18 protein-coding genes are annotated in these 19,829 nt (G+C 62.5%); 12 read left to right on the forward strand and 6 right to left on the reverse strand.

Annotated features, from left to right (window positions below; genetic code table 11):
* Nucleotides 1-112: 112 nt before the first annotated feature.
* The 3 genes from GOB94_RS13440 to argJ all read right to left on the reverse strand — a co-directional run bounded on the left by GOB94_RS13440 (nt 113) and on the right by argJ (nt 4,937).
* The gene (locus GOB94_RS13440; protein WP_182276389.1) at nt 113-841 is read right to left on the reverse strand and encodes a thiamine pyrophosphate-dependent enzyme; all 729 of its coding nucleotides are present in this window, start codon (nt 839-841) and stop codon (nt 113-115) included.
* Between the two features lie 69 nt (nt 842-910).
* The gene (gene aceE / locus GOB94_RS13445; protein WP_182276390.1) at nt 911-3,592 is read right to left on the reverse strand and encodes a pyruvate dehydrogenase (acetyl-transferring), homodimeric type; all 2,682 of its coding nucleotides are present in this window, start codon (nt 3,590-3,592) and stop codon (nt 911-913) included.
* 136 nt (nt 3,593-3,728) lie between these two features.
* Entirely contained in the window at nt 3,729-4,937 is a 1,209-nt protein-coding gene (argJ, locus tag GOB94_RS13450) for a bifunctional glutamate N-acetyltransferase/amino-acid acetyltransferase ArgJ (protein ID WP_182276391.1), read from the reverse strand.
* A gap of 83 nt (nt 4,938-5,020) precedes the next feature.
* Between argJ and GOB94_RS13455 the strand changes: the two genes are divergently transcribed.
* From GOB94_RS13455 to thiC, 3 genes are all read left to right on the forward strand, one after another.
* A complete protein-coding gene (locus GOB94_RS13455; RefSeq protein ID WP_182276392.1) occupies nt 5,021-5,338 on the forward strand; it encodes a type II toxin-antitoxin system RelE/ParE family toxin in 318 nt (105 codons plus the stop codon).
* 2 nt (nt 5,339-5,340) lie between these two features.
* Nucleotides 5,341-5,649, forward strand: a complete 309-nt coding sequence (locus GOB94_RS13460) for a helix-turn-helix transcriptional regulator (RefSeq protein WP_182276393.1) — start codon at nt 5,341-5,343, stop codon at nt 5,647-5,649.
* A 225-nt stretch (nt 5,650-5,874) separates the two neighbouring features.
* Nucleotides 5,875-7,227, forward strand: a complete 1,353-nt coding sequence (gene thiC, locus GOB94_RS13465; RefSeq protein WP_346265656.1) for a phosphomethylpyrimidine synthase ThiC — start codon at nt 5,875-5,877, stop codon at nt 7,225-7,227.
* 183 nt (nt 7,228-7,410) lie between these two features.
* Here thiC and GOB94_RS13470 read toward each other — a convergent pair whose 3' ends face one another.
* The 3 genes from GOB94_RS13470 to mscL form a co-directional block, all read right to left on the reverse strand.
* The gene (locus GOB94_RS13470; RefSeq protein ID WP_182276395.1) at nt 7,411-8,058 is read right to left on the reverse strand and encodes a TonB family protein; all 648 of its coding nucleotides are present in this window, start codon (nt 8,056-8,058) and stop codon (nt 7,411-7,413) included.
* 70 nt (nt 8,059-8,128) lie between these two features.
* On the reverse strand, nt 8,129-10,267 hold the full coding sequence (locus tag GOB94_RS13475) for a M28 family metallopeptidase (protein WP_182276396.1): 2,139 nt from the start codon (nt 10,265-10,267) through the stop codon (nt 8,129-8,131).
* A gap of 88 nt (nt 10,268-10,355) precedes the next feature.
* Nucleotides 10,356-10,754 carry a large conductance mechanosensitive channel protein MscL gene (gene mscL, locus GOB94_RS13480; RefSeq protein WP_182276397.1) on the reverse strand — a complete coding sequence of 133 codons (399 nt, stop codon included), beginning with the start codon at nt 10,752-10,754 and terminating at the stop codon, nt 10,356-10,358.
* A 109-nt stretch (nt 10,755-10,863) separates the two neighbouring features.
* Between mscL and GOB94_RS13485 the strand changes: the two genes are divergently transcribed.
* The 9 genes from GOB94_RS13485 to GOB94_RS13525 all read left to right on the forward strand — a co-directional run bounded on the left by GOB94_RS13485 (nt 10,864) and on the right by GOB94_RS13525 (nt 19,818).
* Nucleotides 10,864-11,571: a molybdenum cofactor biosynthesis protein MoaE gene (locus GOB94_RS13485; RefSeq protein WP_182276398.1), complete on the forward strand. Its 708-nt coding sequence runs from the start codon at nt 10,864-10,866 to the stop codon at nt 11,569-11,571.
* The gene (locus tag GOB94_RS13490) at nt 11,568-12,530 is read left to right on the forward strand and encodes a VWA domain-containing protein (protein ID WP_182276399.1); all 963 of its coding nucleotides are present in this window, start codon (nt 11,568-11,570) and stop codon (nt 12,528-12,530) included. The genes GOB94_RS13485 and GOB94_RS13490 overlap by 4 nt, the downstream gene beginning before the upstream one ends.
* A 207-nt stretch (nt 12,531-12,737) precedes the next feature.
* Nucleotides 12,738-13,016: an RNA chaperone Hfq gene (locus tag GOB94_RS13495; protein ID WP_182276400.1), complete on the forward strand. Its 279-nt coding sequence runs from the start codon at nt 12,738-12,740 to the stop codon at nt 13,014-13,016.
* Nucleotides 13,017-13,156: 140 nt separating this feature from the next.
* Nucleotides 13,157-14,044 carry an inositol monophosphatase family protein gene (locus tag GOB94_RS13500; RefSeq protein ID WP_182276401.1) on the forward strand — a complete coding sequence of 296 codons (888 nt, stop codon included), beginning with the start codon at nt 13,157-13,159 and terminating at the stop codon, nt 14,042-14,044.
* 218 nt (nt 14,045-14,262) lie between these two features.
* A complete protein-coding gene (locus GOB94_RS13505; protein WP_182276402.1) occupies nt 14,263-14,523 on the forward strand; it encodes a ferredoxin family protein in 261 nt (86 codons plus the stop codon).
* Between the two features lie 167 nt (nt 14,524-14,690).
* A complete protein-coding gene (recO, locus tag GOB94_RS13510) occupies nt 14,691-15,494 on the forward strand; it encodes a DNA repair protein RecO (protein ID WP_182276403.1) in 804 nt (267 codons plus the stop codon).
* A gap of 9 nt (nt 15,495-15,503) precedes the next feature.
* On the forward strand, nt 15,504-16,496 hold the full coding sequence (locus GOB94_RS13515) for a glycine--tRNA ligase subunit alpha (RefSeq protein ID WP_182276404.1): 993 nt from the start codon (nt 15,504-15,506) through the stop codon (nt 16,494-16,496).
* A gap of 73 nt (nt 16,497-16,569) precedes the next feature.
* Nucleotides 16,570-18,678 carry a glycine--tRNA ligase subunit beta gene (glyS, locus tag GOB94_RS13520; RefSeq protein ID WP_182276405.1) on the forward strand — a complete coding sequence of 703 codons (2,109 nt, stop codon included), beginning with the start codon at nt 16,570-16,572 and terminating at the stop codon, nt 18,676-18,678.
* Between the two features lie 87 nt (nt 18,679-18,765).
* Nucleotides 18,766-19,818 (forward strand): alkene reductase, encoded by a 1,053-nt coding sequence (locus tag GOB94_RS13525; RefSeq protein ID WP_182276406.1) that lies wholly within the window; start codon nt 18,766-18,768, stop codon nt 19,816-19,818.
* Nucleotides 19,819-19,829: the final 11 nt, after the last annotated feature.

A 19,829-nucleotide genomic window follows, 5' to 3' on the forward strand; every position in this document is an offset into this window, starting at 1 on the left:
CGGCGGCCGGGTCGGCGTCTGCGCGATCAGGGGGCGTCCTGCAGCGAGCCCGAGCGTCAAGGTGAACAGAACAGCAGGTTTAGGCATGCGGCTGCAGGAGATCGTCATGCCCTCAGCGTACGGCCTGGCGCGGCTTCGGGATCGGAATGGAACGCACCTTGAGGTAGCTTTGCAGGCGGCCCAGCGGCTGCTGCGAGCGTGGCAGCTTCGTTGCCGTCGGCGAGGTCACCGCCCAGATCACCGCAGGTCCGTCATTGTGCCGCGCGCGGATCACCGACTCCTGCATCACGCGGTAGACGGCCACTGCATCCGCGCCATCCACGGCCAGAATCGGTAACCGCAGCTTCTTTGCCACGGTCTGCATCGCTGCCCAGCTCAGTACGCCGGGCTTCTTGCCCGAGCCACCGTTCACCGCATCTTCGCAGACAAGGATCAGAGGGACGCGCTGCTCATGCGCCCAGGCAAGCGCCTCCGCCCAACCAGCTTCAGCCATGCCGGCCCGCGTGTACGCCAGCACCAGTCCATTGCTGCCAGCCGCAGTTAGCCCGCGAGCAGTAGCCGCGCAGGCTGCCAGTCGTGCTCCAGTCATCGGCGCCAGCATACCGGGAACCTTCGGGTCTTTGCCCTTGGGTGCCAGCTCCTCAGCCGTCGCATCGTCTGCTTCTGCGCACAGCAGGTCGCCAGGCATCAGCTGCATGGTGGTTGCCGCCAGCAACGCCTCACGCGCGCTGCCCTTGGTCGTCCGGCGTCGTGCGGCTGCTCGCTCCAACGCGAGACAGCGCAGCATCAGCAGGTACAGCTCACTCAGCTTTCGGTGGGGTAGCAGCGGGTTCTCAGGCAAACAGGCGTTTCCTTCTGCGGGAGGGGATAGTTTGTCTCGTCTAGTATGCCAGCAGTTGCAGCGCGGCGATTACGCCTTCGCCGCACCCGCGCCTTCTGTGTTCAGGCCCAGCTCCGCAAGCGCCTTCTCCGCGGCCTTCGGCTTCACCACGCCCTCGCGGGCCAACTTCGACAGCGTCGCGGCTACGATCGACTCCGCATCCACCTCAAAGTGGCGGCGCAGGTGCTCGCGGTTGTCGCTGCGGCCAAAGCCGTCGGTACCCAGCGTAACCAGGCGGCTGCCCAGCCATGGCGAGAGCGAATCCGGCAGCGACTTCATGTAGTCGCTCGCCGCGATGATCGGTCCTGCGGCATCGCCCAGAGCCTCCACCACGTAGGGCTTCTTCTCCTTCACGGCAGGGTGCAGCCGGTTCCAGCGCTCGACATCCAGGCAGTTGCGGCGCAGCTCGTTGTAGCTCGTCACGCTCCACACATCGGCGGTCACGTTGTACTTCTCTGCAAGAATCTGCTGTGCACGCAATGCTTCGTTTAGGATCGGGCCGGACCCAAATAGCTGCACCTGCGCAGGCTTGTCAGAAGCCTTGAACTTGTAGATGCCGCGCAGAATCCCTTCGCGGATCGCGTCGATGTTCTCGACCGCGGGCATCGCATAGTCCTCGTTATACATCGTGATGTAGTAGAAGCAGTCTTCCGAGGCTTCATACATGCGGTGCAGGCCATCCTGAATGATGACCGCCATCTCATACACATACGCCGGGTCGTAGGTGAGGCACGTCGGGATGGTGCCCGCGAGCACGGGGCTGTGTCCGTCCTGATGCTGCAGGCCTTCGCCGAGCATCGTCGTGCGCCCGGCGGTGCCGCCCATCAGGAAGCCCTTGCCGCGCGAGTCCGCAAAAGCCCAAGCCATGTCCCCGATGCGCTGGAAGCCGAACATCGAGTAGTACATGTAGAACGGCACCATCGGCAGCTTGTAGTTGCTGTACGCCGTGCCCGCCGCGGTAAAGCTCGCCATCGAGCCCGCCTCGGTGATGCCTTCTTCGAGGATCTGCCCGCCCTTTTCCTCGCGATAGCTCAACAGCATGTCCGCATCGTGCGGCGTGTACTTCTGGCCCTCGCTCGCGTAGATGCCCACCTGCTTGATCACCGACTCAAGGCCAAACGTACGGCCCTCGTCGGGCACAATCGGCACAATCAGCTTGCCGATCTTCGGGTCCTTCAGCAGCCCTTTGAGCATGTTCACAAAGCCCATCGTCGTGGAAACGGCGCGGCCCTTGGAGCCCGCCAGCCACTCGTTGAAGAACTCGATCTTTGGCGCCGCAAACTCGATCGCCGGCACCTTGCGCTCCGGCAGATACCCGCCCAGCGCCTGTCGCCGCGCCTGCATGTACTGCAGGGCAGCGTCATCCGCACCCGGCTTGTAGAACTGCGCGTCCTTCGCCGCCTCATCCGGTACGGGAATATCGAACTGCTTCACAAACGCCGCAAGACCCTCATCCGTCAGCTTCTTCTCGGAGTGCGTCGCGTTGCGTGCCTGCGCCGTGCCCATGCCGTAGCCCTTGACGGTCTTCGCCAGGATCACCGTCGGGCCGCCCTTGTGCTCCAACGCGCGCTTGTACGCGTTGTAGATCTTGCCGGCGTCATGCCCACCGCGATGCAGCCGTGTCAGCTCCTCATCGCTCTTGTCCTTCACCAGCTCCACCAGCTCGGGGTACTTGCCGAAGAAGTGCTCGCGCAGATACGCGCCACCCTTGGCCTTGTAGGCTTGGAAGTCGCCATCCACACACTCTTCCATACGCTTCAGCAGCAGCCCCTGGTGGTCGCGCTCAAACAGCTCATCCCAGTCCGAACCCCAGATCACCTTGATGACGTTCCATCCCGCTCCGCGGAACATGCCTTCGAGCTCGTCGATGATGCGCTTGTTGCCGCGCACCGGTCCATCCAGCCGCTGCAGGTTGCAGTTCACCACAAAGATCAGGTTGTCCAGGTGCTCCCGGCTGCCCAGCGAGATCGCGCCCAGCGTGTCGACCTCGTCCGTCTCACCATCGCCGACGAACGCCCACACCTTGCGGTCGGTCTTCTCAATTAGCTCACGATTCTCCAGGTACTTCATAAACCGCGCCTGGTAGATCGCATTCAGCGGCCCAATACCCATCGACACGGTCGGGAACTGCCAGAAGTCCTTCATCAGCCAGGGGTGCGGATAGCTCGAAAGCCCCGGCTCGTCGCGCAGCTCGTGCCGGAAATTCTTCAGGTGCGTCTCATTCAACCGGCCCTCAAGGAACGCGCGCGAGTACACACCCGGTGAAGCATGCCCCTGGAAATAAATCATGTCGCCCGGCTGCGAGCCCCCGTTGCTCGTCGGATAGTTCGCGCGGAAGAAGTGGTTGAATCCCACCTCCAGCAGCGTCGCCAACGACGAGTACGTCGAAATATGCCCACCAATACCCGCGTCATACTTGTTCTGCTTGTGCACCATCGCCATCGCGTTCCAGCGAATCAGCGCCTCCACGCGCCGCTCCAGCTGGCGGTCGCCGGGATAGGGCACCTCGTCATACTTTGCGATGGTGTTCTGGTACGGCGTGGTCACATCGCCGGTGGCGGAGACGCCCGCCTCTCGCGCCCGCGTCCGCAGCGCAGCGATAACGCTCTCAGCCTGCTTCCAGTCATGCGCGACGACCTCGTCAAACGCTTCGATCCACTCAGCGACCTCAGCGGTCAGGTCCTTCTTTACGGCTTCGTCGAGCAGTGCCATCGCCTTTACCTCTTGGTATGCAAATTTCCCTCTACTACGATAAATGCGGCTTATACCTCTACGCCAGCAGTGTCCCAATATCGGCTGAAATCGAGTTCTCGGGTGAAATTCGGTCGTGCCATCCGCGCAAAATGAACTACGTCGAGTAATCCGCGTTGATCGACACATACTCATGCGTCAGGTCGCAGGTCAGAAAGTGTGCTTTGCCGTCACCCTGCCCCAGGTCGATCGCAATCGTATACTCCCGCGCGGACATCCGCTCATGCACCATTGCCTCGTCGTACTCCGCCGCGCGAACGCCATAGGCAAACACCGGCAGCCCCGCAATCTGGATCGTCACTTTCATCGGGTCAAAACTCACTCCCGCGCGCCCGGCAGCCGCTAGCAGCCTGCCCCAGTTTGGGTCCGCGCTGGACCACGCCGTCTTGCACAGCGGCGAGTTCGCAATCGTCTTGGCGATTTGTTTCGCGTCGGTATCATTGTTCGCGCTGGTAATCTCCAAATTCACCAAGTGCGTCACACCTTCACCATCATCAATCACCTGGTGCGCCAGCGACTGACAAACCCGCCCCAGCGCGGCCTCGAACGCTGGCACATGCGGCAGCGCCGCCTCCACGCCGCTCTTGCCGCTCGCCAGCAGCAGCACCGTGTCGTTCGTAGACGTATCTCCATCCACCGAGATGCAGTTGAAGCTGTCCTCAACCGCCGTGTTCAGCATCGCCTGCAGGTGCTCACTGCAAGCCGCCAGATCGGTAAACAGATAGACGAGCATCGTGGCGTGAGGCACCAGCTGCGGCCCGATCATCCCCGCACCTTTGCAGCAGCCAAAGATTGACACAGCCTTCCCATCCAGCTCGATTGTCTCCTGCGCCACCTTCATCCGCGTGTCCGTGGTCAGGATCGCCGTCGCAAACGCCGTCGCATGTTCCGCCGTCTCGCCCAGTCCGGCCTTCGCCGCAGGCACCGCGGCGATCAGCTTCTCCACCGGCAGCGGCACGCCAATAATTCCCGTCGACGACGGAAAGATCTCATCGAACACGCAACCCAACTCCTCCGCCACCGCGATGCAGCTCTTCTGGCAGGCCTCTTCACCCGGTAGCCCGGTCGCGCAGTTGGCGTTACCGGCGTTCACCAGCACGCCCGTCACGCGCCCGCCGGTAGCCTTCATATGCCTGCGCCCCACATGGATCGGCGCCGCCACAAGCTGATTGCTGGTAAACATCACCGCCGCAGCCGCGCCGCCCTCACACACCGCAAGCGCGACATCCGGCTTGCCACTGGCCTTGATGCCGGCGGTGACAGACGACCATTGAAAGCCGAGAGGGAGGGGGAGCGAGAGACTCATCACTTCAAGAGTATCAACCGATAGTCCGTAGGATCGCTGTTGTGGCCGTTTATGCAAATACTTGTATAATTGTTTGGGAGAGTATGCCTAAGCCAGTAGAGTTTCTCGGCACAAGTCGTAGTGATCTTCGTGCGTTTCCTACGCCCGTCCGTCTGGCAATGGGACAAGAGCTGCGTAATGTTCAGCAAGGGTTGATGCCCACAGACTTCAAGCCGATGCCGACGGTTGGCAAAGGCGCGTACGAGATTCGCGTTCGGCTTGACGGAGCGTGGCGCGCAGTATATGTGGCGAAGTTTGAGGAAGCCATCTACGTGTTGCATGTCTTCCAGAAGAAGACGCAGCAGACAGCGAAGGACGATCTCGCGCTGGCTGCACACCGCTATCGAATGATCGGAGAATAGTCATGAAGAAGAACGATCCTCGCTGGACAGACGCAAGCATTACCCACGGTTCGGGGAACGTATTCATCGATCTCGGTTTCGATGAGGCCGAAGCTCACGTTTTGCTGATGCGTGCAGACTTGATGATTGAGATTGAAAAATTGATCGTCGCTAAAGGCTGGACGCAGGCCGAAGCCGCCAAACGCATGGGAATTACACAGCCGCGTGTCTCGAAGCTGCTGAAGCGCAAGTGGGACGACTTCAGTCTCGACATGCTGCTGACGCTTGCAACGCGCCTGGGTATTCGCTCCGAACTCAAGTTGGCGGCATAGAAATCCCCAAATCGTTGCGGCGTATACTCATTCGATAACAGAGGGAGCCCGAGCGCCATGCGATAACCGCGCGCTGCCTCCCAGGGGGATTGAAGACCTATGAGCACGAACGGTAATGGCAACGGCCACGCACACACCCACGGCAACGACTACACCGTCCCGACGCCGCGCAAGGACTGGATCGTGAACCGCAAGGCCGAGGCCGCGCGCACCGGCGACACCAACATGAGCCAGATGCACTTCGCGCGCAAGGGCCTCGTCACCGAAGAGATGTCCTACGTCGCGCACCGTGAAAAGCTCGCGCCCGAGTTCATCCGCGACGAGATCGCCAAGGGCACCATGATCATCCCGGCGAACATCAACCACCCTGAGCTCGAGCCCATGTGCATCGGCGTCGGTTCGCTCTGCAAGATCAACGCCAACATCGGCAACTCCGCTCTTTCGTCCAACGTGGATGAAGAGCTCCGCAAGCTACACACCGCCGTCCACTACGGCGCGGACACCGTCATGGACCTCTCCACCGGCGGCGACATTCCCATGATCCGTGAGCAGATCATCCGCCACTCGCCCGTCCCCATCGGCACAGTTCCGCTGTATGAGGCGCTTAGCCGCGTCAAGCGCGTCGAAGACCTCAACATCGACCTCTACATGGAGGTCCTCGAAGAGCAGGCGCAGCAGGGCGTGGACTACTTCACCATCCACGCCGGCGTGCTCATTCAATATGTGCCCATGGTCTCGAAGCGCATCACCGGCATCGTCAGCCGCGGCGGTGCGATCCTCGCCCAGTGGATGACCGCCAATCACAAGCAGAACTTCCTCTACGAAAACTTCGACCGCATTACCAAGCTCATGGCCAAGTACGACGTCAGTTACTCGCTCGGCGACGGCCTCCGTCCCGGCTCGGTCGCGGACGCCAGCGACGAAGCGCAGTTCGCCGAGTTGAAGACCCTCGGCGAGCTCACCCGCCAGGCCTGGAAGGACGACGTCCAGGTCATGATCGAAGGCCCCGGCCACGTCCCCATGGACAAGATCAAGGAGCAGGTCGACAAGGAAGTCGAACTCTGTGACGGCGCGCCCTTCTACGTCCTCGGCCCGCTCGTTACGGACATCGCGCCCGGCTACGACCACATCACCTCGGCCATTGGCGCGGCGATGATCGGCTGGCACGGCGCCGCGATGCTCTGCTACGTCACCCCGAAAGAGCACCTCGGCCTGCCCAACGAGAAAGACGTCAAGGACGGCATCATCGCCTACAAGATCGCTGCCCACGCAGCCGACATCGCTCGCCATCGTCCCGGAGCCCGCGACCGCGACGACGCCATCTCCCATGCCCGCTACACCTTCGACTGGGACAAGCAGTTCGCCCTCTCGCTCGACCCCGACACCGCCCGCAGCATGCACGACGAGACCCTGCCCGACGACTACTACAAGGAGGCCGCCTTCTGCTCCATGTGTGGCCCCAAGTTCTGCTCCATGAACTGGTCCAGCAAAGTCGACGAGTACAACGAACAGGTTCATGGCCTCAAAAAGGCCGATCTCACACAGATCGTCACCGAACAGATGGCGTTGCGCGGCTAATCACAGCTTGACACCCCATTTACAATAAAGAGGTAGAACAAAGCCCCGGCTCAGTGCCGGGGCTTTGTCGTCAAGCGATCTTTGAAAATCCGGGAAACACCAAAGTGCACCCCAAAGGGTATACAAGCCTAACCCCAATCCGCTCCGGATCTTAGCCCCAAAACCGGGGGAGGGTAGGCGAGGCTAACCGCGCTCGTAGTGGAACAGCAACTCCTGCTCGCTCGGCACCGGCTTGCCATTCCGTGTCGCCGGCTGAAAGGTCCACTGCTGGATCGTCGCCAGCACCGCCGCATCCACACCATCGCCCAGTCCGCGCGCCAGCGTTGACTTCGCGATATGCCCCTGCGCGTCGATCACCACATCCACCACCACATCGCCGCGCGTACCGGACGGCAGGTGGCTCAGGTCGGGCTTGGGATACGGATGGTTCATCTCCAGCGCCAGCGTAATGTCGCCATCACCCAGCGCATCGTCGCCGCTCTCCGTGCCCGTGCCAGGTGTGTCGGAAGGTGTCGAAGGCGTCGGCGCCACCTTCACTGGAGCGGCAATCGCCGGCGCTGGCGTAGGCTTCTGCACCGGCCGCTCCTTCGCCTGCAACGTCGCAGCCGGAGCACTGTTGCCCGGCGTGAACGTCAGCACAAGGTTGTGCCCGGTGGCTGCGCCCGGCCGTTCCACGCTGATCAGCTTCGGCACACGATGAACCAGCACGGCAGCGATCACCAGCGCATGTACCGCCAGCGACGCCGTGACCCAGCGGTTCACCGTCCCGCGCTGCTCCACGGCGGTGGCGCTTGCCAGCAGAACTCGCGTCTCCTTCGGTTCAGTGTTCATCAGCCCTCGCGACGGCCTGTGCTGGCCCTTCTTGCATAGGACTCTAGCACAGGCCGCGCGTTAGCTCGGGTTATTTTGCAGCGTTCTCCAGCACCGATGCCGCCTCGTTCAACTGTTTCGCCAGCACCGTCAGCTGTGCCTCTGTACGAGCGTTGTCGTCCGCGTCGATGCCCTCATTCACGCCTGGAATCACCACCGCGGCATAGCCCGTAAACTCGCCCGGATCGAAGATCGTGTGCTTGTACCAGGCCCGATGCGGCAGGCCCGCCGGTGTTAGCAGCGCGGTCTCCGCATTGCGCAGGGCATCGTTCACCGAGGCCAGCTTCGCCGCATCCGGTGTGCCGCTCTGCACCTTGTAGATCGCCTCACCCGCGGCCGCAAAACGCTTTGCGGCCGCCTCCGCACCGTTGAAGTCGGCAGACATCTTCGCCTTCTCTGCGCGCACCTTCGCAGCGCTCACAAAGCGTTCCACCTCGGCGCCGTACAGCCGGTAGTCGTAGGGCAGCACATCGGCATCCGCCATGTGCAGGATCTCCAGCCCGAACACCCGCGCCATCTGCTGCTCATACACAAACGTCGGGTCGGCGTTCTTGATGAACCAGTTGTAGTTATCAAACACCGAGTGGTACACGCCATAAGGCCCTTCGGAGCCAACATCGGTAGAAGGCACGCCGACGTGCTGGAAGAACGGCGTAAAGTCCGATCCCGAGCCGAGCGTGCCGACGCGCACTTCGCTCGCATTGGTCGGCTCCATGCCGCGCCGGCGCGGCGTGTCCTGCTGCGCCTTTAGCCACTGCTCATATACCGTGCCACCCTTCGGACTCGGCACCTGCTGCGTCACCTGCCGCACAAACTCCTGCAACGACGGCACCGCCGACGCGTTGAACTCCGGCCCGGCCACACCCACGTCCGTGTTGAAGTACGCCACCGCATGGCTCAACTGCGCCATGTGGCTCTCCACCCACTCCGTCGAGCCGATCAAGCCCTCTTCCTCGGCGTCCCAGCTGCAAACCACGATCGTCCGCTTCGGCTTCCAGCCCTGCTTCAGCAGAGCGCCCAGCCCATGCACGGCCTCCAGCATCGCAGCCGTGCCACTGTTCGGGTCCACCGCGCCGTACACCCAAGCATCGCGATGGTTGCCAGCAACCACCCAGTGCTCGGTGTCCTCGCCGGGAATGGTGCCGATAACGTCCCAGATCGTTCGCAGCTTGTAGTCCTGCTCCAGGTGCATGTGCACCTTCACCGCGCCCGTGCCGCCCAGGTGATAGGTAAACGGCAGCCCGCCCTGCCAGTCATGCGGTGTGGCGGGGCCGTCAAGCGCCTCCAGGATCGGCGCGGCATCCTTGTACGACAGCGGATTGGCGGGAATAGACGGCTGGTTCATCTTCGCCGGGTCCATCATGCGCGCTGAGTCCGGCAGGTCCGGCGTCGCGCCCACGCCCGGCGACGACGGATCGCCCGCATAGATTGGCAGAAACTGCACGCTGCCGCGCTGCACACCGCTGTCCGGCCGCATCGGCCCGCGCGGATACTTGTCGCCGCGCACGTACCCGTCATCCGCTGGGTCGGAGTAGATAATCACGCCCGCCGCGCCATACTGTTGCGCGATGTACACCTTCACGCCACGGAAGTTCGCGCCATACCGCACCAGCACGATCTTGCCCTTCACATCGACGCCCAGCTCCTTCAGCTTCTTGAAGTCCTCCAGCGTGCCGTAGTTCGCATACACGGCATCGGCGGTCACATCGCCGGAGGCCGAGGAGCCATTGAACGCCGGCAGCACGCGCGGATCGTCCTGGAACGGATCGCCTCCATAGGCCTTCGGGTCGACGTGCTCCGGCGTTGGCCCGGCCATCAGCTTTTTGCCATTGGCATCCACCGCCGTGATCTCGATCTTCACCGGCTTGTTCAGCCACACGCGGAAGGGAACAATCTGCGTCTGCAGCCCGGCGGCCTTGAACTTCTCGGCGACATACTGTGCCGTCTTGTAGTCCTCCGGCGAGCTCGCCCAATGCGGCTCCGCTGTCAGGATCTTCAGCTCCTGGCCCGCGAGCTTCGCGTCCGGCACCGCCAGGAACGTCGAGTCCAGCTTCTGCTGCTGCGAAAAGTCCTGGTAGCCAAAGATGCTTGAGGTCTGGGCATTGGCTGCCGTTGCAAAGACGGCGATTGCGGCGAAAGACAAAACGGCCCGTACGCTTGCTCGAATCATGGGTCCACTCCTGGCGATATTTCTTAGGAGTGTACGCGATGACTCGGCCTGGCGCACGGACCGCTCAATCATTCGTCCGCAGGAATATCTACACCGGCTGGGTGCAGAACTTGCAACGTGTGGCCGCGACTGGAATGTCGCCCAGGCACTGCGGGCAGGCCTTGGTGGTGGGCGGCTCAGCGGCAGGAGGGTTGAACTTCTTCAGCAGATACTGCGTTGGCAGCACCAGGAAGAAGTACACCACCGCGGCGATCAGCAGAAAGTTGATGATTGCCGTCAGAAAGGTGCCGTACTTGATCTCGCCGCCATTCACATGCGCGATCAGATAGTCGAAGTTTGGTTTCCCGATCACCGCGCCCAGCAGCGGGTTGATGATGTTGGTCGTCAGCGCCGTCACAATCGCTGTAAACGCTGCGCCTATGATCACGGCCACAGCCAGGTCCATCACGTTGCCGCGCAAAATAAAGTCACGAAATCCCTTCAGCATTTCCATCCTCCAGTAAGAGTAGTCGGAGACACAGTCTCCACAGGGCCCACTTTCCCGGCGAGTATACACGCCGGCCTCAAGTATCCTATTAGCTGTGCATACAGCCTCCATGCGCGTTCGCCTGCTCACCTTCGGCCCTCTCAAGTCTGCCCTGCCTGAAGGCGGCCGCTGGTGCGAGCTCCCGCAGGGCGCCTCAGTCGCCGCGCTGCTCGCCGATCTGCGCAACACCGGCGTCTTCTCCGAGGCCGCGCTGCACTCCGCCGCCATCGCCATCAACCAGGAGTACGCCGTGCCCACTGCCACGCTTCACGATGGCGACGAGGTCGCAATCCTCCCGCCGGTCAGCGGCGGCGCAGACCCTATTCCCGACTCACCGCTGGTCTCCATCACACGTGACCCCATCGACGCCGCGGCGATTCTCGCCTCGGTCAAGGCCGGTCCCGATGGCGCAGTCGTCGTCTTCGACGGCATCGTCCGCGACAACACCCGTGGCCGCCAGACGCTCTACCTCGACTACGAAGCTTACGAGGAGATGGCCCTGCGCCAGATGCAGCTCCTCCGCGCCGAAGCCCTGGAGCACAAGGACGCGCGCGAAGTTGCCATCGTGCATCGCCTCGGCCGTCTGCACATCGGCGAGACCAGCGTGCTCATCGCCGTCGCTTCCGCGCATCGCGGCGTCGCCTTCGACGCCTGCCGCTGGGTAATCGACACCCTCAAAAAGACCGTCCCAATCTGGAAGAAGGAACAGTTTGCCGACGGGGCCGTCTGGGCCGATGGCGAGCCGTTTCCTGAGGACCTTTCCGGAAGCTCACGATGAAGTTCGCCCCCACGGCCGCCACGCTCGCGGTCCTCGTCTCACTCCCGCTCCTCTGTCCGGCCCAGCAGCAGCCCGCACCCGTCGAGCGCCAGCTCCCCCGGGTCCCCGGGCTCCGCGTCGAGTCCCGCCTCGTCCCCGTCGCCGTCAACGTCGTCGATGAGCACGGCGCACCCGTCGGCGGCCTCACCCAGGACGATTTCGCAATCTTCGAAGACAGCAAGCCGCAAAAGATCGCCGTCTTCGACCGCGACTCCACCACGCCGCTGCAGATCGTGCTCGCCATCGACGCCAGCGAGAGCGTCTTCGTCGACGACCACCTCGAGCATGAGGCCGCCAAGAGCTTCGTCAAAACCATCCTCCGCCCGCAGGACCGCATCGGCGTCATGGCCTTCTCCGACAACGTCGATGAGGTCGTAGCCTTCACCAACAACCTGCATCGCATCGACGACGGCCTCGACGGTATCCAGCACGGCGACGCCACCGCGCTCTACGACGCCATCTACCTCGCCAGCCAGCGCATGACGGAAGCACCGCTCACCGCCGCGCGCCGCGTCGTTGTGCTCATTACCGACGGCGAAAACACCACCCGCCACGGCAGCTACGACGCTGCGCTGGAGCAGGCCGAGCGCGCCGGCGCCATGATCTACTCACTCATCATCGTTCCTGTCGAAGCCGACGCTGGCCGCAACACCGGCGGCGAACACGCCCTCATCCAGATGGCCCGCGACACCGGCGGCAAGTTCTACTACGTCTCCGACAAGCGCGACCTCGCCCCGGCCTTCCAGCACGTCTCCGACGACCTCCGCACGCAGTACACGCTCGGTTACTACGCTCCGCAACGCGGCGCCGACCTCTCCGGGTTGCGACACATCCGCATCGAGCTCAAGGACCCCGCCCTGCGCGCAAAGTACAGGTTGCGTTACCGCACCGCCTACTACGCCAACCGCCCTCCGGAATAGATCGCTGCTGCTGTAAGCATAGGAAGCCTTCTGGTGGAGTCCATATCTTGAAGGGGCGGGACTTCAGCCCCGCCGTTCTCGGCGATAGTTTATGGCGGACTTAGCCCCGGAGGGGTAGCGCGCTCGTGCATCGCTAAACCGCTTTTGGCCGTCTAACCTACAATCAACGTAGCCAATACTTCGATTTTGAGACGAGAAAACTGAACTATGCCGCTATTCAAAAGAAAACAGAAGGGCCCGCCGGCAGGCGACACCGGCCAGGAGGCGCTCTACCTCAAGAGCCTCAGCGATCGCCAGGTCCCGGTCGCCGTCAAGCTACGCGACGGCGAGGTCGTCCACGGCTGGATCGAGTACTTCGACGACATGATGGTGCGCCTCACCCGCGAGGGCAAGCCCAACCTTTTCATCTACAAGACCCAGATCCGCACCATCACAGAAGGTTCGGGCTCGGCCTCACGCCGCTCTCCGCAGCGCGAGACACTGTAGTTCAGCTCGAAAAGACTCGCGAAGATGTTGTCGTTGAGCTGTGGAGGGAGCAGGGGCCTTAAGGCCCCTGAAACAAGGCTGAACTAGTATGAAGGGGCTTCAGCCCCGGAGCGTTCTCCACAGAGCTCCCAAAGGAACCTATGAGCGACTTTCTCCCCATCGCCGAAACCATCGCCCGCGAGGCCGGCGTCCTTCTGCGCGACTTCTACCACCGTGGCGTCTCCGCCGAGTACAAGGGCGACGTCGACATCGTCACCGAAGCCGACCGCGCCAGCGAAAAGCTCATCGTCAGCCGCCTGCATGAGCATCTGCCCACGCACGGCGTCTACGGCGAAGAGGGTACCCGCACCGCCCTCGATGCCGAGTACCGCTGGTACATTGATCCCCTCGACGGCACCACCAACTTCGCCCACGGCTTCCCGGTCTTCGCCGTCGTCATGGGCTGCGAACGCAGGTCTTCAGATTTAGCTCGCCGGCCGCCCGGCCTCAAGCCTGACGAAGACGGCGAGATGGTCGCCGGCGTCATCTACGACCCTCTGCGTGACGAGATGTTCACCGCCGCCCGCGGCGAGGGCGCTTTTCTGAATGGAAACCGTATCCACGTCTCCACTGCAAAGCTCTTGCAGGAGTCCCTCATCGCCACCGGCTTCCCTAGCCAGAAGCGCCACACCAGCCCCAACGTGCACTTCTATCATGAGTTCACGCTGCGCAGCCACGGCGTGCGTCGCGCGGGCGCGGCGGCAATCGACCTCGCCTACGTCGCCTGCGGCCGCCTCGAAGGCTACTGGGAGTTCCAGCTCAACCCCTGGGACACCTCCGCCGGCTACCTGTTGGTCGAAGAAGCGGGCGGCACCGTCACCCACTTCGACGGCAGCAAGTTCACCCTCGACAGCCGAGAGGTGCTGGCCACCAATGGCCTCATCGCCGATGAGATGGTGCAACTCTTCCGCGACATGTTCGCGGGCCGCAACCTCGAACCCATCCCCACCCCGGCAGAGTTCGCCGCCCGTCGCGCCCAGAGCAAGTAGCTGTGTCTTTTGCTGTTGCTCTTGCTTTTCTTTCTGCCATCCCGAGCGCAGTGAGGAACCTGCTTCTCGCGTGCGCAGCGCGCGCCCGCTCTCCTAACTCCGTCCGCATCAGTCCGAATTGTGCATAAACATTGCCTTTGGGCTCCTTCGATTTTGTTGCTAAAATCGTGGCGAAGCACTACCGTTGCCCAGAAGCAACTTCAAGGAGATTCAGACTCATGGCGTACGTTATCGCAGAACCCTGCATCGGCACTAAGGACACAGCTTGCGTCGACGCTTGCCCCGTGGATTGTATCCACCCCAAGAAGGACGAAGGCACGTACGGCGACTCCGAGCAGCTCTTCATCGACCCCGTCGAGTGCATCGACTGCGGCGCATGCGTCCCGGTCTGCCCCGTCTCGGCCATCTACGCCGCTGACGACCTGCCCGAAAAGTGGGCTGTCTTCCAGGAGAAGGCCGTCACGCACTACGGCCGCTAACCTCTCGCGCCACTCCTCCAGACGCGCAGCCCACCGGGCTGCGCGTCTTTGCATCTGAGTGGCTACCCCATAGATGTGTCATCTCGACCGAAGTGCGCAGCGCGCAGTGGAGAGACCTGCATCTGTGCAGCCACAAACGCCTGCTTGGGAGATGAGACGATAGCTTCATGGCAGAAGGCCGCCAAATTCCGCACCACGGCGAAGCCATCGTGCTCCGCACCTGGCCCTTCCATGAGGCCGACCTGCTCGTCTCGCTCTTTACGCGCGATCAGGGCAAGGTCAAAGGCGTCGCGCGCCACGCGATGCGCTCGCGCAGAAGGTTCGGCGGCGCGTTAGAGCCTGCAACACGAGTCCTCGCCCACTACACCGAGCGCCCCAAACAGGAGCTTGTCCGTCTCGACAGCTTCGAAATCCTCTGGTCCCCGCTCTCCGCGCCCATCGACACCCTTCGCCTCGCCGCACTGCAACTGGTCACCGAGGTCCTTGAAGAGGCCATGCCCGACCTCGCCCCCGAGGACAACCTCTACCGCCTCGCCGTCACCACACTCGCCGCCATTCAAGCCGGGTGCCCCACGTCTGGACTCTCAGACGTGGGTTCGCAGAGTGCCAGCCAGTCACCCCAGATCTACCTCCCCGTCACCTACTTCGCGCTCTGGATGAACCGCCTGATGGGCTGGATGCCTGAGCTGGGCCACTGCGCGGCCTGCGGCCTCGACTTGAAGGGCCAAACCGTCTACTGGTCCCCGCTCGCCGACGGCGTCACCTGCCACGACGACCGCCGCCCCCAATCCCGCCCGCTCAGCGCCGCCTCGGTCGCCGAAAGCCATCGCATCGCCCGCACCCCGCTTGCGGAGTTAGCCACCGAAGACTGGCCCGCCACCCGCGCCGCCGACCTCCGAGCCTTCGCCATCGGCACCCTCGAACGCCACCTAGAACGCCGCCTCCGCAGCGCAGCCTTCCTGAGCATTTAGAATCGAAGGATGTCTTCGGCAGTCGCAAAGCAAGCCTTAACCTTCCAGGAACTCCTCTTCACGCTCCAGAAATTCTGGGCCGAGCACGGCTGCGTGCTCCAGCAGCCCTACGACCTCGAGGTCGGCGCCGGCACCATGTCGCCCGACACCTTCCTGCGCGTCCTCGGCCCCACGCCGATCAACATCGCCTACGCGCAACCCTCGCGCCGCCCCGCCGACGGCCGCTACGGCGAGAACCCGAACCGCCTCTTCCGCCACACGCAGCTGCAAGTCATCCTCAAGCCACCACCCGAGCGCGTGCAGGAGCTCTACCTCGCCTCGCTCGAAGCCATCGGCATCGACCTCGCCCAGCACGACATCAAGTTCGAAGAAGACAACTGGGAGTGGCCCGTTGGCGGCGCCTGGGGAGTCGGCTGGCAGGTCATGCTCGATGGCCAGGAGATCACCCAGTTCACCTACTTCCAGCAGTGCGGCGGCATGGACCTCGACCCCATATCCGGCGAGATCACCTACGGCCTCGAGCGCCTCGCGCAGTTCGTCCAGGACCTCGACTCCGTCTTCGACATCGTCTGGACGCGCGACCCCGTCACCGGCAAAGAGCTGACCTACGGCCAGGTCCGCCTCCACGAAGAACAGCAGTTCAGTTCCTACTCCTTCGACTACGCCGACGTCGACAAGCTCTGGCAGCACCTCAACCTCTATGAGGCCGAGTGCAAAGCCCTCCTCGACCGCGCCAGAACGTTGTTTGCTGACGCGGCGGACGGTAGGTCCGGGCTTCAGCCCGGACAAAGCGTATCACCGGATGCGCTTTCAATCCTGCGCTTCCCAACCCTCGGCGCCTACGAGCTCGCGCTCAAGTGCTCGCACACTTTCAACCTGCTCGACGCCCGCGGCGCCATCTCCGTCACCGAGCGCGTCGGCGTCATGGCCCGCATCCGCAACCTCATCGTCGGCGTCGCCAAAATCTACGCCGAGCAGGGAAGACTCACCGCCGCTGCTTAGCCCTTTAGATTTGTCATTCCCGAAGGGAATCTGCTTCATCGGCCCGCCACAAACATTTGCACCAAGGAACCAAATGCCAGACTTTCTCCTCGAAATCGGACTAGAAGAAATCCCCGCCCGCATGATCCCCTCTGCGGAGGCCGAACTGCTGCGCCGCACCCTCGCGCTCCTCGGCAAAGAAGCCCTGCTGTCGCCCGCGTTCGATCCACTCACCGATGCGCGCAGCTACTCCACCCCGCGCCGCCTCGCCGTGTTCCTCTCAAACGTCGAAGCACAGCAGTCCGACATCACCGAAGAAACCACCGGCCCCGCCGTCAAAATCGCCTTCAAAGACGGCGTGCCGACTCCAGCGGCGGAAGCCTTCGCGCGCAAGTCCGGCCTCACCGTCGCCGACCTCAAAACCATCTCCACCCCCAAGGGCGACTACCTCGCGGCCACCATCACCAAGAAGGGCCGCAGCGCCGCCGAAGTCATCGCCAGCGAGCTCCCCAAGGAGATCGCCGCCCTCTACTGGGCGAAGAACATGCGCTGGATTCCCGGCAGCAACGAGCGCTTCGTGCGCCCCGTGCTCTGGCTAGCCTGCCTGCTCGACGACACCATCGTCCCCATCGAGTTCGCCGGCCGCACCGCGGGCCGCGCCACCTACGGCCACCGCGTCCTTTCCACGGGCGAGCCCTTTGATATTCAAAGCCCCACCAGCTACCTCGCACAGCTAGAAGGCGAGTACGTCATCGCCGACGTAGAAGCCCGCCGCCACAAAATTCGCAAGGCGCTCGATCACGTCACGCGCACGGTCCCCGGCGCTCGTTGGCGCGAGGACGAAGCACTCGTCGACGCCGTAACCCACCTAACCGAATGGCCCGACGTCCTCCTCGGCAGCTTCGAGCCAACCTACCTCGAGCTCCCCGAAGAAGTCCTCGTCACCGTCATGCGCGACCACCAGAAGTACTTCGCGGTCGAAGACGCGGACGGCAAACTCGCCCCGCACTTCCTCACCGTCACCAACATCGCGCTCAACGACGAGAACTCCGCCATCATCAAGCAGGGCAACGAGCGAGTTCTCCGCGCACGTTTCAACGACGCCCGTTTCTTCTGGGAGTTCGACCAGCGCACCCCACTCACCGACCGCGTCAAGCTTCTCGAAAACGTCACCTTTCAAAAAGACCTCGGCAGCTACGCGAAGAAGAGCCAAGATGTATTGGAACTCGCATCGCGGTTAGCGAATGCAGTCATGAATGGGTACCATCTGCCTGTTGATACAGAAAGCCTCTATATCGCTGCTCGTCTTGCAAAGACAGACCTCACCACTGAACTTGTCAAAGAGTTCACAGAACTCCAGGGAATTATCGGTGGACTGTACGCTAGGTCACAAGGCATCTCGAAGATTGCAAGCGATGCCATCTATGATCAGTACATTCCATCTAGTATGGACGACTTGGTTCCACGTAGCATTGAAGGTGCCATTCTAGGAGTGGCGGATCGCTCTAGTACTATCGCTCGGATGTTTTCAATCGGACTAGAACCAACAGGGTCAAAGGATCCGTTTGCCCTAAAACGCGCTGCGAACGCGATCGTGAAGATTCTCGCTGAGACAAATCTTCCTGTGACAATCTCATCCGTCTGTATAGCATCAGCTGAATTTTCTAATAGTTTCGAACTGACCACCAAGTTAGATTCCTTCTTCAAAGAACGTATCGAATTTTACCTGCGCGAAGCTCGCGGCCAAGCCTACGATGTTATTAAAGCTGTTATGGCCGCTGGAGCCTATGACCTTCGCGACCTAGTAGCCCGCTCGGAGGCCGTCACTGCCGTGCGTGGCAGCGCTGACTTTCTTGCAGTCTGCGCTGGCTTCAAACGTATGAAGAACATTCTGGCGCAAGCAAGCGAGCAGGAACGTGTTGAGGTTCCAGAAGTCGTAACGATGCACCCGGCTGAACAGGCCCTGCGATCAGCTTCGAGCAGTGTCAACGAACAGTTTGTCCCGCTCGCCACCAATCATCAATATGTAGAAGCTCTTGAGATGTTGGCGACTCTTCGTCCTCAGATCGATATCTTCTTTGAAGAAGTTATGGTGATGGATCCAGATCCTTATGTCAGGAACGGACGTCTTGGTCTGTTGGACGGCATAATTCGCAATTTCTCCTCCATCGCCGACTTCTCCGAGATCGTCACCTCCAACTAACCCTTCGACTCCTATCGAATCATCCGAAGCGTCCCCGGCATCCAATACCGGCGGACGTTTCTACCGTCTCAGGAGATATTCTTCACCATGCCGAACCTCTTCGACCCGCTCCAACTCGGCCCCATCACGCTCCCCAACCGCGTCATCATGGCCCCACTCACGCGCCTGCGGGGCACGCCCGACCACATCCCCACGCCCCTCATCGCGGAGTACTACGCCCAGCGCGCCTCCGCCGGCCTCATCATCTCCGAAGGCACGCCCGTCAGCCCCATGGGCGTCGGCTACGCGCAGGTCCCGGGCATCTGGTCGGAGCAACAGACTGAGCAGTGGTCGCACATCACCACCGCCGTCCACGCCGCCGGCGGCCGCATCTTCGCGCAGATCTGGCACGTCGGCCGCGTCTCGCACCCACTCTTCCTCAACGGCCAGCAGCCCGTTGCGCCCACCGCTCTCGCGCCGGAGGGCTTCGTCTCGCTCGTTCGCCCTCAGAGGCCCTTTGAGACGCCCCGCGCGCTCGACATCGCCGAAATCCGCAGCACCATCGCCGACTACAAGCGCGGCGCTCAGAACGCCAAGGCCGCCGGCTTCGACGGCGTCGAACTCCACGGCGCCAATGGCTACCTCATCGACCAGTTCCTGCAGTCAGGCACCAACCACCGCACCGACGCCTACGGTGGCCCGGTCGAAAACCGCGCCCGCTTCATGCTGGAGGCAGTCGATGCCGTCTCCGAGGTCTGGGGCGCCGACCGTGTCGGCATGCACCTGGCCCCGCGCGGAGGATATATGAGCATCTCCGACGCCAACCCCTCCGAGACCTTCGGCTACGTCGCTACTGAGCTCGGCAAGCGCGGCCTCGCCTTCCTCATGTCCCGCGAGCACGAAGGGCCTGATTGGCTCACGCCACAGCTCAAGCAGCAGTTCGGCGGCGTCTACATCGCCAACGAGGGCTTCACCTATGAGAGCGCAAACGCCGCCGTCGAACGCGGCGACTGCGACGCCGTCGGCTTCGGCAAGCTGTTCATCTCCAACCCTGATCTGCCCGCACGCTTTGCCCGCCAGGCAGAACTCACGGCTCCCATCCCGGAAACCTTCTACTCCCACAGCCCCGAGGGCTACATCGACTACCCCGCACTCGCCTGAGCCAGGTTGTG

Origin of the sequence: Granulicella sp. 5B5, assembly GCF_014083945.1 — a bacterium.
Classification (GTDB): Bacteria; Acidobacteriota; Terriglobia; order Terriglobales; family Acidobacteriaceae; genus Granulicella.